The organism is Solidesulfovibrio sp. (assembly GCF_029978005.1).
Lineage (GTDB): Bacteria > Desulfobacterota > Desulfovibrionia > Desulfovibrionales > Desulfovibrionaceae > Solidesulfovibrio.
The window spans coordinates 19,930-31,241 of the sequence record NZ_JARKOZ010000046.1; the positions used below are offsets into that span (position 1 = coordinate 19,930).

Sequence of the window (11,312 nt, forward strand, 5' to 3'; positions counted from 1 at the left end):
TTCCACCGAACCAAGGAGAATCACATGCATTCCCGCAAAGGTTTTGGGTCGAAAATGCTGCGGCGAACATTGCTCAAGGGGATGGGGGCATTGGCGTTGGCGCCGCTCGTGACAGGGCTCGGCGTGAAAAATGCGCTGGCATCCCAGCCAAGCGACAAGCCCAGGATCGGCAGGGGACGCCACAATACCCGGCTGGTGCTCCTCGGCACGACGGGCGGCATGACCTGGTGGCCGGGTTCGAATCGGGCCAGCAATTCCCAGGCCCTGCTCGTCGGCGACGCCATGTATCTCATCGACCTGGGCTTCGGCGCTTGCGCCCGTCTGGCGGAAGCCTTCAACTTCGGACATTTCGTCACCATCGGCGGCCAGCGGACGCAACTGGAACTGTCCACGTTCCTCTCCGACATGCGCGCGGTCTTTTTCACCCATCTGCACATGGACCATCTGGGCGACTATCCCACCTTCCTCGAAATCGGCGCCAGAGCCGGCTATGCCGAGAAGCGGCCGCTGGCGATCATCGGACCCGGCGACCGGGGCAGGCTTGAAGAAAACATGTCCGGCTACAAGGGGACCGTCATCACTGCGGAGAGTCGCAATCCGCCCTTCGCCACCCCGACTCCCGGCACAAAGTCGATGACGGACCACATCCTTCAGGCCTTTGCGCAGACCTTCAACAATTGCGCCCAGGACGAAGGCTACCCGGACATCCCCAAGATCATCGACGTCAGGGAAATCGGCGATCCCAAGACAATACCCTGGCCGTCCGGCTTCGTCGTTCCCGATCCGAACAAACCCTGGACAGCGGACATCACCTGCCCGTCCATGAAGCCCTTCGAGATCTACAAGGACGACCGGCTGCGCGTCACAGCCACCCTCGTCGACCACTATGAAGTCTACCCCGCCTTTGCCTTCCGGTTCGACACCGAAGACGGATCGCTGGTCATTTCGGGCGATACCGGCCCCGACACCCGGGGCAATCTCCAGACCCTGGCCAATGGGGCCGATGTCCTCGTCCACGAGGTCATCGACGACTTCTGGATCAAGACCAGCTTCAAGGGCGTCAAGGAGGGAGACCCCGCTTGGCCGTTGTACCATCACGTCATGACCGCGCACACCAGCACCGCGGATGTCGGGAGAGTCGCGCAGCAATGCAGGGTCAAGACGCTGGTTTTAAGCCATATCGCGCCGGCCAACGCGCCGGTGGCGCGCCTGAGGCTGGCGCAACAGAACTTTCCCGGAGAATTGATAGTCGGCGAGGACCTCATGGAGATCGGCGTCGGCAATCCCCGGGGCCGGTCCAAAGCGTGAATGGCCCAGCCTGCGGATTCGCTGCGACAGTTTTCATGCCCGAGGGTGTTGAAAGGCAACCGGCCGACAAGAAGCATGTGCTCCACAAGGACCGGCGCCGACTGTAAACCTTTGCGCCGGGCGTTGGTTGCGTGTTGCCGTGGGCGTGAGGAAGACGCGAGAAGGAAGGCCGTTGTCGCGTCGGCAGATGCGCAACCAGCGTCAAGACCGGCGCGGCACCAGGCCCCGCCGGAGCATTCCCCTCCAGGGTTCCCCGCGATTTGAGCGAGAAGCTCTCCCGCTGCTTCTGGCAGGCGCCTCGAGTGTCCAGGCGGGTGAGATCTTCAGTCCCGCTGTGAAATGTTGACGAAATCTTGACCCCCTTGCGCGTCATGCCGGGCCGGGCTGGTTCCCCTGGGCGAATTTCCAGGCGGCCCGCGCATCTCAGGGCCTTCGGCCGGCCTGTCCCGTTTCCCGTGATCGGCGCACGTTCCTCTTGAGGGCCGGGCGCCTGCCTGCCGTCTGGCCGGCGAAACGCCGGGGCGGCCGCCGGGTCGGGAGGGCGGCCGGGAGCAGGCCTTTTCTCCTTTGATTTCCCTGAAGATTCCACGCGCCGGCCGCGGCGGGCGGGCAAAGCGAAGCCTGCCCGCGCCCGAGGACCCGAGGGACGTGCGCGCCATTGGGCGGCGGCCCAGGGCGTTTACCGGCGGCATGCCCAATAGTGGGCGCAATCCGGGGCGTTCGGCCGGATTGAAATTATTTTATCATGGTATTTCAGCTTGTTAAAAAACAAACTAGCTGGCACATGTCTTGCTTCGAGAAGAGGGCATACGTGGGTGAACATTCTGTGGCCGTTACTCGGGATGCCCTGCATTCCGGAAACCTGCTCTGACAAGGAGAAGCCGTCGTTTTCTGTCGTTGAGAATTGGCGAATGATTTTAGTCTTTATCAAGCAACAAGGGTTGGAGGTCATGATGAAGCGTATTTTGATGCTCCTCGTCGTTTTTGTTGCCCTGACTAATTCTGGTGCCTCTTTCGCAGCCGACTCCTTTCCCTCGAAACAACTAACCTATATCGTCACTTTCGATCCGGGCGGACAGTCGGACCGTGAGGCCCGCCGGCAGCAGGGGCCGCTGTCGAAGATCCTCGGTCAACAGGTCATCGTCGACTACAAGGTCGGCGGCGGCGGCGCCCTCGGCTGGAAGGAGCTGGTGCGCACCAAGCCCGACGGCTACACCTTCGTCACCATCAACACGCCCCACATCATCCTCCAGCCCTTGCAGCAGCAGGTCGGCTACAAGACCGACCAGATCAACCCCGTGGTCATGTTCCAGCGCACCCCGCTGGCCCTGGCGGTGTTGAAGGAAAGTCCCTACCGCGACCTCAAGGAGTTCGTGGAAGCGGCCAAGAAGGCCCCGGGAACCATCAGCGTCGGCGGCTCCGCCGTGTTCTCCGGCCACCACTTCGCCACGCTGCGCCTCCAGAAGCTGGCCGGCATCCAGCTGACCTACGTCCCCTTCACCGGCTCCGCCCCCCAGATGACCGCGTTCCTCGGCGGACACACCGCCGCCGTCATGGCCAACTCCGACGATCTGGTGCGCTTCGCGGACAAGCTCCGGGTGCTGGCCTTCTCCTCGGACGAGCGTTTTCCCGACTTTCCGGACGTGCCCACCTTCAAGGAGCAGGGCTACAACATGACCGACTCCATCGACCGCGGCGTGGCCGTGCCCATGGGGACCCCGCCCGAAGTGGTCGCCGTGCTCGAAAAGGCCTTCCTGCAGGTGGTCTCGGACCCGGCCATCCAGCAGGCCATGAAGGCCGACGGCTTCGTCCCCCTGGCCATGGGCCACGAGGAAAGCAAGGCCTACATCGCCAAGCTGACCGAACTCTACACCAACCTCGCCAAGGACCTGAAGGCCAACTAGCGTAGCGGCCGTTGAAGGATACGCAGTATTTTCAACGGCCGACGCACGTGAGGCCTGTCGCCCGCGAAGTCCGCCCGGAGAATTTCGCGACCGCGACGCCGGGGACGGCCCCAAGGACCAGCTTGGACGCAAGATCCAAGGGAGGAGTGCTTCGTGAGATCGTTACGCCAGCTCGACATCCTAAGCGGCTTTCTCATCGCAGGGATCGGCCTTCTGTTCTTCATCAGTTCCCTGAGCATCACGGACATGCTGGGCGAGCGCCTCCCCCCCTGGATGCTCCCCATGGGCCTGAGCGTCTGCACCATCGTCGCCGGCCTGGGCTTGTCCTTCAAATCCTGGAAAAGCCACGGCGCGGACATGGAAGTGGAATGGCCCGACCGCGCCGGCGGCCTCCACCTGCTGGTCTTCTTCGGGCTCACCGTGGCCTATCTGCTCGGCATCGAGCTGCTCGGCATGCCCCTGGCCACGGCCTGCTACATCACGGCGACCGTGTGGCAGCTCAACCGCCGCCTGGTCCAGGCCGTGGTCTGCGCCGTGATCACCGCCCTCGTCGTGCACTACGTCTTCAGCGTCGGACTGGAAATGAACTTTCCGGCCGGCCTTTTCGACAGGTAGGAGGCCGCTTTTATGTTTTCCATGAACCTCTTGTTCCAAGGATTCGCCTCGGCCATCTCGCCGGTCAACCTGCTGTGGGCCCTGGTCGGCTCGACGCTCGGCACCCTGGTCGGCGTGCTGCCCGGCATCGGCCCCTCCTCGGCCATCGCCATCCTCCTGCCCCTGACCACGTTCCTCGCGCCCACCCCGGCCATCATCATGATGGCCGCCATCTACTACGGGGCCATGTACGGCGGCTCCACCACGGCCATCGTGGTGAACATCCCCGGCGAGGCCTCGTCCGTGCCCACGGCCCTGGACGGCTACGAAATGGCCAAGCAGGGCCGGGCCGGGCCGGCCCTGGCCATCTCCGCCATCTCCTCCTGGGTGGCCGGCACCATAGGCATCGTGGGCCTCACCTTCTTCGCCCCCATCCTGGCCAGCTTCGCCCTGTCCTTCGGCCCGCCCGAGTACTTCGCCCTGATGTTCATGGGCTTGTCGCTGATCATCAGCCTGTCGGGCAAGGCGCTGTTCAAGGGCATCATCGGCGCGGCCTTCGGCCTGCTGATCTCGCTGGTCGGCCAGAACCCCCTCACCGGGGCGGCCCGGCTGACCTTCGGCTCGGACGACCTGCTGGCCGGGGTGAACTTCATCAGCATCATCATCGGCCTGTTCGCCCTGGGCGAGGTCTTCACCAACGTGGAGCAGCGCGTGGCCCTGGTCTACAACAGCGGCAAGATCGACTGGCTGCCCAAGTGGGCCGACATCTGGATGTGCCGCTGGACCATGGTGCGCTCGAGCCTCATCGGCTTCTTCATGGGGCTCCTGCCCGGCTGCGCCCCGGCCGTGACCACCTTCGTGGCCTACGACATCGAGAAACGCTGCTCCAAGACGCCGGAACGCTTTGGCAAGGGGGCCATCGAGGGCGTGGCCGCGCCGGAGGGGGCCAACAACGCCACCTCGAGCGCCGGGTTCGTGCCCCTGTTCGCCTTCGGCCTGCCCACGGGCCCGGCCCTGGCCGTGCTGCTCGGCGGCTTCATGATGTACGGCCTGCAGCCCGGCCCCCTGCTCTTCCAGAACAACGCGCCCTTCGTCTGGGCGGTCATCGCCAGCATGTACCTGGGCAACATCATCTGCCTGATCCTCAACCTGCCGCTGATCCCCTTGTGGGCGCGCATCGCCCGCATCCCCTTTCCGGTCCTCGGGCCGCTGATCGTGCTGTTCTCCGTGATCGGGGCCTACAGCATCCGCTTCCTGATGTTCGACGTGTGGGTGGCCCTGCTCTTCGGCGTGATCGGCTACTTCATGCGCAAGCTCCGCTTCCCGGTGGCCCCCCTGGTGTTGTCCACGGTGCTGGCCTCGATGCTGGAGACGTCCCTGTCCCAGTCCCTGATGCTCTCCGGCGGCTCTCTCGGCATCTTCTTCACCCGGCCCATCTCCCTGTGCTTCATCGCCCTGGCCCTGGCCTCCATCGCCAGGGGCCTGTGGATGCAGGTGAAAAGCGGCGGGGTCGAGGCGCTTTCCGACGCCGACGATTGAGGCGATCCCGGAATACACATACACTGCCCGCCTCCCCGCCCCGGCCGCCGGGCGCGGGGAGGCGGCGGCCACCGGCCCCGGCCGGGGCCGGCCGCGAACACGACAAGGAACACCGTCATGCCGCATTTCGATTTGCAGTTCATCGGCAGCCTGCTGAGCATCATCTGCATCGACCTCGTCCTGGCCGGCGACAACGCCGTGGTCATCGCCATGGCGGCCAACGGCCTGCCCAAGAAGCAACGCCTGCTGAGCATCGGCATCGGCGCGGGCGCGGCCGTGATCCTGCGCGTCGTCCTGACCGTCTTCGCGGCCAAGCTCATGGGCCTGCCCTTCATCAAGCTGGTGGGCGGCGTGCTGATCGCCTGGATCGGCGTGAAGCTCCTGGTCCAGGGCAGCCCCGACGAGGAGGGGCGCAAGCAGTGCACCACCCTGCTCCAGGCCGTCTTCACCGTGCTCGTGGCCGACCTCGTCATGTCCACGGACAACATCCTGGCCGTGGCCGGGGCGTCCAAGGGGGACCTGGCGCTGCTGCTCATCGGCCTGGGCCTGTCCATCCCCTTCGTCGTCTTCACCTCGTCGCTGCTGGCCAACCTCATGGACCGCTTCCCCTGGATCCTCCTGCTGGGCTCGGCGATCCTGGGCAAGGTGGCCGTGGAGATGATCCTGACCGACCAGTTCACCCTGGGCTTTTTCCAGGTGTCGCACGCGCAGGGCATCGTCGCCGAGATCGTGGGCGCCGTGGGCGTGGTCCTGGTCGGCAAGCTCTGCCTCAGGATGCAGGGGCAGGAGGCCAAGCGCTGTTGACGATCGAGGCCCGGGCCTTCGGCCCGGTTTTCCGCCGCCGTTTTTCCCGGCCATCCTCCACCCTCGGCCAGCCGTCGTCCCTGCCCTGACAGGAGCGGCGGCTGGCTTTTTTCGCCTGCCCGCGCGACGACCAGAGAGCCGGCCTGGCCTGGCTTTCGGCATGGAGGGGACAGCGGTCGCGGCCGTTCCCGGGGGGAGGCGCGCCCTGGCATCCCCCGGGGAACGGAGTTCCCGCCAGCCCTCAGGGGCGTGAAGCCGCTTTCCTCCTCTGCCGCCTGCGAGGAGTCGGTCCCAACCGGTGAAAAAAAAAGCCGGCGAACAGCCGGCCGGGAGAGGCCGATCCCGGCCGGGAGGGGCCGGCCGGGATCGGAGGAGGCGGGGCGCGCTAGGCGCTTTCGTACAGGCGGGTGAAGACGAATTCGCGGTGTCCCAGGGCCTCGGCCGAGGTGTTGCGGCCGTTGGCCGTGCGCACCATCATGTCGAGCAGCATGTCGCCGGCCTGGTCCAGGTTGATCTCGCGGCGCAGGATGCCGGACACGTCCACGTCGACGTGCTCGCTCATGGTGCGCACGGTCCTCGGGTTGGAGCTCAGCTTGATCACCGGCAAAATGGGGTTGCCGATGATGTTGCCCTGACCCGTGGGGAAGAAGTGCACCACGAAGCCGGCGGCCGCCACCAGGGTCACCATCTCGGCCGCGGCCGAGGAGGAGTCCATGAACCACAGGCCCGGGCCCGTGGGCGCGTCGGCCTTGTCCAGCACGCCGTCCACGATGCACTTCTTGCCGATCTTCTGGATGTTGCCCAGGGCCTTTTCCTCGATGGTGGTGAGCCCGCCCTCGATGTTGCCCTTGGTGGGCTGGGAGTCGCACAGGTCGTCGACCTTGTGGGCCTCGACCAAGGCGGCGTAGCGGTCGAACATGGCCATGAACTGGTCGCGGATCTCCGGAGTGCGGCAGCGGGCGGCCACGAGGTGCTCGCCGCCGGTGAGCTCGGTGGTCTCGCCGAAGAGCAGGGTGTTGCCGTTGGCGTAGAGCTTGTCGAAGGCGTCGCCCACGGTGGGGTTGGTGGCCAAGCCCGAGGTCGTGTCGGACTCGCCGCACTTGGTGGACACCCACAGTTCCTTGACGTCGCATTCGACGCGCTGCAACTCGGTGGCGAACTGGACGAATTCCTTGGCCTTGCGGGAAGCGGCGCAGATGGTCTCCAGGTCGCCGTGCTGCTCGATGGAGAAGCCGGCCACGGGCTTTCCGGTCTTGGCGATGCCGTCCACCACCCGGGCGGTCCAGACCGGCTCGATGCCGATGACCACCACGGCGGCCACGTTGGGATTGCTGCCCGTGCCGATGAGCGTCTTGAAGTGCAGGTCCAGGTCGGCGCCGAATTGCAGGCGTCCGTAGGGGTGGGGCAGGGCCAGGGTGCCCTTGATGTTGTTGGCCACGGCCTCGCAGGCGGCGTTGGACAGGTCGTCCAGGGGGAGGATGACCACGTGGTTGCGCACGCCGACCCGTCCGTTCTCGCGCCGATACCCCATGAATTTGGTCTTCATGCCTACCACCTTTTCGTCTTGACGTTGTGCACGTGGAGATGTTCGCCGGCCTGGATGGGAGCCACGACCTTGCCGATGTCCACGCCGTACTTGATGACCGTGTCGCCCACGGCCAGGTCCTTGAGGGCCAGCTTGTGGCCGATGGGGATGTCGTTCTTCACCGCGACCTCGAGGGTCTTGTCGCCCTCCATGACCCAGCCGGTGAGCTTTTGCCCGGCCTTGACGCCCTCGACGACGACGACGCCGACCATGTCGCCCGGTTCATGGACAATGAATTGCACGGACATACCTTCCTCCTGCATTGGATGTTTCTGCCTTGCTTGCCGGCAGCGGCATCGGGTTTCGCCCGGCCTGCCGGTCGTGCGACCCTGCCTGCCCGCAATCCCGCAAGGAACGTGGTCCGGCCAACGGCCCGGCCTGGGATGCGGGGCCGGGCATCCCGGCCCGGCCCGCGTCGCAACTCCTTGCCGCGCGTTTCTTGCGATCCGCTGCGGATCGAGGATTGCGGCCTCTCCAACATGCCGAGGACTAAGCAAGGGGCATGCCCGAGATCGCCGCATCGTAATGCAGCGAAATAATGTTCTTTGATGGTCGCGATGACGGACGGGGCGGCGAGGTCGCGCCGGATATTGGACGTGACGCCCAGTATTGGTCGTGAACGCGCGTTGGGCTTTCCGGGCCGGGTCAGTCCTTGACGGGCGCGGCGATGCCGAGCTTGCGCATGCGGTATTGCAGGGTCGTGCGCGGGATGCCGAGCAGGCCGGCGGCGCTCTCCGGCCCGGAGACGCGCCCCTTGGCCAGGGACAGCGCCTTTTCGATGTGGCGCTTCTCCATCTGGCGCAGGGTGGGGAAGGACGCCGGCGACTCCTGGAGGGCCAGGGGCGCGCCGCCGAGGAGCTCCTGCACGTCGCGCAGGGTCAGGGGGCGATGGGCGTTGGCGATGAGCATGCGGCTAACGAGGTTGCGCAGCTCGCGGATGTTGCCCGGCCAGTTGTACTCCTGGAGCTGGCGCATGATGCCCATGGTCAGGGAGATGTCCGGCACGCGCATGGAGGCGGACAGGATGCCGGAGATCCGCTTGACCAGCACCGGTATGTCCTCCCGCCGCTCCCGAAGCGGCGGAATGGTGATGATCATGGTGGCCAGGCGGTAGTAGAGGTCCGAACGCAGCCGTCCTTCCCGCAGGGACTTGACCAGGTCGATGTTGGTGGCCGCGACGAGCCGGATGTCGGCCTTGAAGGGGATGGATTCGCCCACGCGCTCGAAGCTGTTCTCCTCGAGCACCTGCAGGAGCTTGCTTTGCAGGTCCAGGTGCAGCTCGCCGATCTCGTCCAGAAACAGCGTCCCCTTGTTGGCCATCTCGATGCGGCCCTGGCGCAGGCTGGTGGCTCCGGTGAAGGCCCCCTTGGCGTGGCCGAAAAGCTCGCTCTCGAACAGCGTGGTCACCAGGGCCGGGCAGTTGACCTTGACGAAGTTGAACTTGGCCCGGCGGCTCTGCTCGTGGATGTAGCGGGCGATCATGGTCTTGCCCGTTCCCGTCTCCCCCTGGATGAGGATGGGGATCTCCAGGGGGGCCACCCGCCGGATCTGCTGCATGATCGCCTTCATGGCCGCGCTCTCGAAGACCGGTCCTTCGATCAGGTCCGGCGGCGGCGGCACGGCCTGGGGGCCGGCCCCCAGCATGGACAGGCGCTCGCGGGTCAGTATGGCGTCCACCCCGGAGGAGACGAAGGGGGTCAGGGTGGCGATGAAGTCCACGATGTCCATGAGGTTGGGCGGCTCCTGGCGGAAGGAGCAGTGCAGGGTGCCGAGCACGGCGTCGCGCACGATGAGCGGAAAGGCGATGGAGGCCTGCAGCCCGGCCTCGGCCAGGGGGTTGTCCTCCTGGCACTTGAACTGGCGGGCCAGGTCGCGGATGACCACGGGTTCGCGCGAGGTGATGGCCAGCCCGGCCACGGTCTGCGGGCTGGCCTGGCGGACGCTGGATTGCGCGCCCACCACCACGCCGTCGGCCGTGGTGAAATAGGTCAGGATCTCGACGTCGGAATCGTAGAGATTGATGGCCAGGCGGTCGTGGGGAAACAGGCGTCGCAGCTCGTGGCTGAGGACCTTGAAGTAGCCCTTGCGCGAGACCGCGCCGAGGACCGCGTCGTTGAGCCGGCGGATGACCTGCTGCTGGACCTCGAGGCTGCGCAGATTGATGTTTTCCACGGGTTTCCGGTGCGGCATGCCAAGCGACCCCTGCGACGCTGCGGATGCGGCGCGAAGGACGCCCCCCGCGGTCGCCGGGAAGCGCGCTCCGTGCGCCGGTCCTCAGTGTAGAGGATATCGCCCTGCCTGCAAAGCCGTCGTTCTCCTTCGCCTTTTGGGATCGTCTCCGGCCGCGCTCCTCCCGGCGGCGAGGAGGGGCGCGGCGACGCCTCGTGTCGCGTCCGCGAGGGGCAAGCCTGTGCCTTTCGCGGACAACAGTCGTGAATGGTTCAGTTTTTAATGCCGTTGCATCCTGTGGGGAACGCCAGCCTAGCGGTCCAGCCGATGGTGGGCGATGACGTCCTCGTCGAGTTCGATGCCGAGCCCCGGCTTGTCGCTCACGGCCAGCCGGCCGGCCACGGGACGCAGGGCCGGGACCATGAAGTCGTGGGCCAGGGGCGTGGCGTTGATCTCCATCTCGTCGCTTAAGGGGTTGGCCATGACGAAATGGGCCGTGGCCGCGACGCCCGGGCCGTAGTAGAAGGAATGGGGGATGACCTGGAGGTTGGCCGCCTCGGCCATGGCCAGGATCTTGCGGCAGCACAGCAGCCCGCCGGACTTGATGATGTCCGGCTGGAGCAGGTCGGCCGCCTGCTTCTCGATCAGGGCCTTGAAGCCGTAGTGGGCGTATTCGTTTTCCCCGGCCGCGACGAGCAGGTTGCACCGTTCGCGCACGAAGCGCAGGCCGTCGTAGTCGTCCATGGGATTGATGGGTTCCTCGAGCCAGCGCACGTCCCACTCCTCCAGGCGTCTGGCCATGGCCAGGGCCTCCTTGGGCGTCCAGCAGCCGTTGACGTCCAGGGTGATCTGCGTGGCCTCGCCCACGGCCCGGCGCGTCTGGCGCACGGATTCGAGGTCGCGCTGGTGCAGCTTGACCATGTGGTAGCCCTGGCCGGCCAGCTCGGCGGCGTCGGCGGCCGCGTCCGCGGGATTCTCGTAGGGCGGCAGGCTGGCGTAGGCGCGGATGCCCTCCCAGCAGGCCCCGCCGAGGAGCTTGTACACGGGCAGGCCGCAGGATTTCCCCAGGATGTCCCACAGGGCGATCTCCACGCCGCTGATGGCGTTGAGCACCATGCCCTTGCGGCCGTAGCGGAAGGTCGCCTGGTACATCTTGCGCCACAGGGCCTCGATGCGGGTGGGGTCCGCGCCGAGGAGGCGGGGCTTGAGGGCCTCGACGATGAAGGCGGCCACGGCCCGGGGGGTGAGCCGCCAGGCCTCGCCCAGGCCGACGATGCCCTCGTCGGTCAGGACCTTGACCAGCACGTGGCCGTCGCTTTCCGTGTCGAAGCCCTTGCTCGGGCCGGCGAACTTGCGGTCCTGGGGAATGCTCACGGCGATGGCCTGCACGTCGACGATCTTCATGGACG

At 66.1% G+C, this 11,312-nt stretch carries 9 protein-coding genes; 5 read left to right on the top strand and 4 right to left on the bottom strand.

What is annotated here, in order from left to right; genetic code table 11:
• Positions 1–24 precede the first annotated feature (24 nt).
• The 5 genes from Q1K70_RS04910 (at position 25) to Q1K70_RS04930 (ending at position 6,149) form a co-directional block, all read left to right on the top strand.
• Positions 25–1,308, top strand: a complete 1,284-nt coding sequence (locus Q1K70_RS04910) for an MBL fold metallo-hydrolase (RefSeq protein ID WP_300156458.1) — start codon at positions 25–27, stop codon at positions 1,306–1,308.
• A 953-nt stretch (positions 1,309–2,261) separates the two neighbouring features.
• The gene (locus Q1K70_RS04915; protein WP_300156460.1) at positions 2,262–3,212 is read left to right on the top strand and encodes a tripartite tricarboxylate transporter substrate binding protein; all 951 of its coding nucleotides are present in this window, start codon (positions 2,262–2,264) and stop codon (positions 3,210–3,212) included.
• Between the two features lie 153 nt (positions 3,213–3,365).
• Positions 3,366–3,827 carry a tripartite tricarboxylate transporter TctB family protein gene (locus Q1K70_RS04920; RefSeq protein ID WP_300156462.1) on the top strand — a complete coding sequence of 154 codons (462 nt, stop codon included), beginning with the start codon at positions 3,366–3,368 and terminating at the stop codon, positions 3,825–3,827.
• A 12-nt stretch (positions 3,828–3,839) separates the two neighbouring features.
• Positions 3,840–5,345, top strand: a complete 1,506-nt coding sequence (locus Q1K70_RS04925; protein WP_300156464.1) for a tripartite tricarboxylate transporter permease — start codon at positions 3,840–3,842, stop codon at positions 5,343–5,345.
• A 117-nt stretch (positions 5,346–5,462) separates the two neighbouring features.
• Positions 5,463–6,149 carry a TerC family protein gene (locus tag Q1K70_RS04930; protein WP_300156466.1) on the top strand — a complete coding sequence of 229 codons (687 nt, stop codon included), beginning with the start codon at positions 5,463–5,465 and terminating at the stop codon, positions 6,147–6,149.
• A 385-nt stretch (positions 6,150–6,534) separates the two neighbouring features.
• Here Q1K70_RS04930 and Q1K70_RS04935 read toward each other — a convergent pair whose 3' ends face one another.
• From Q1K70_RS04935 to Q1K70_RS04950, 4 genes are all read right to left on the bottom strand, one after another.
• Positions 6,535–7,695 carry a UxaA family hydrolase gene (locus Q1K70_RS04935; protein ID WP_300156468.1) on the bottom strand — a complete coding sequence of 387 codons (1,161 nt, stop codon included), beginning with the start codon at positions 7,693–7,695 and terminating at the stop codon, positions 6,535–6,537.
• 2 nt (positions 7,696–7,697) lie between these two features.
• A complete protein-coding gene (locus tag Q1K70_RS04940) occupies positions 7,698–7,982 on the bottom strand; it encodes a UxaA family hydrolase (RefSeq protein WP_300156470.1) in 285 nt (94 codons plus the stop codon).
• 397 nt (positions 7,983–8,379) lie between these two features.
• On the bottom strand, positions 8,380–9,906 hold the full coding sequence (locus Q1K70_RS04945) for a sigma-54-dependent Fis family transcriptional regulator (protein WP_300156472.1): 1,527 nt from the start codon (positions 9,904–9,906) through the stop codon (positions 8,380–8,382).
• Positions 9,907–10,215: 309 nt separating this feature from the next.
• A complete protein-coding gene (locus Q1K70_RS04950; RefSeq protein ID WP_300156474.1) occupies positions 10,216–11,307 on the bottom strand; it encodes a mandelate racemase/muconate lactonizing enzyme family protein in 1,092 nt (363 codons plus the stop codon).
• Positions 11,308–11,312 lie beyond the last annotated feature (5 nt).

What these genes read in the sequence shown, in the direction of transcription:
- Q1K70_RS04940 (WP_300156470.1), bottom strand. Translation starts at nt 7,982, where the DNA reads ATGTCCGTGCAATTCATTGTCCATGAACCGGGCGACATGGTCGGCGTC.
- Q1K70_RS04950 (WP_300156474.1), bottom strand. Translation starts at nt 11,307, where the DNA reads ATGAAGATCGTCGACGTGCAGGCCATCGCCGTGAGCATTCCCCAGGAC.
- Q1K70_RS04915 (WP_300156460.1), top strand. Translation starts at nt 2,262, where the DNA reads ATGAAGCGTATTTTGATGCTCCTCGTCGTTTTTGTTGCCCTGACTAAT.
- Q1K70_RS04935 (WP_300156468.1), bottom strand. Translation starts at nt 7,695, where the DNA reads ATGAAGACCAAATTCATGGGGTATCGGCGCGAGAACGGACGGGTCGGC.
- Q1K70_RS04925 (WP_300156464.1), top strand. Translation starts at nt 3,840, where the DNA reads ATGTTTTCCATGAACCTCTTGTTCCAAGGATTCGCCTCGGCCATCTCG.
- Q1K70_RS04910 (WP_300156458.1), top strand. Translation starts at nt 25, where the DNA reads ATGCATTCCCGCAAAGGTTTTGGGTCGAAAATGCTGCGGCGAACATTG.
- Q1K70_RS04930 (WP_300156466.1), top strand. Translation starts at nt 5,463, where the DNA reads ATGCCGCATTTCGATTTGCAGTTCATCGGCAGCCTGCTGAGCATCATC.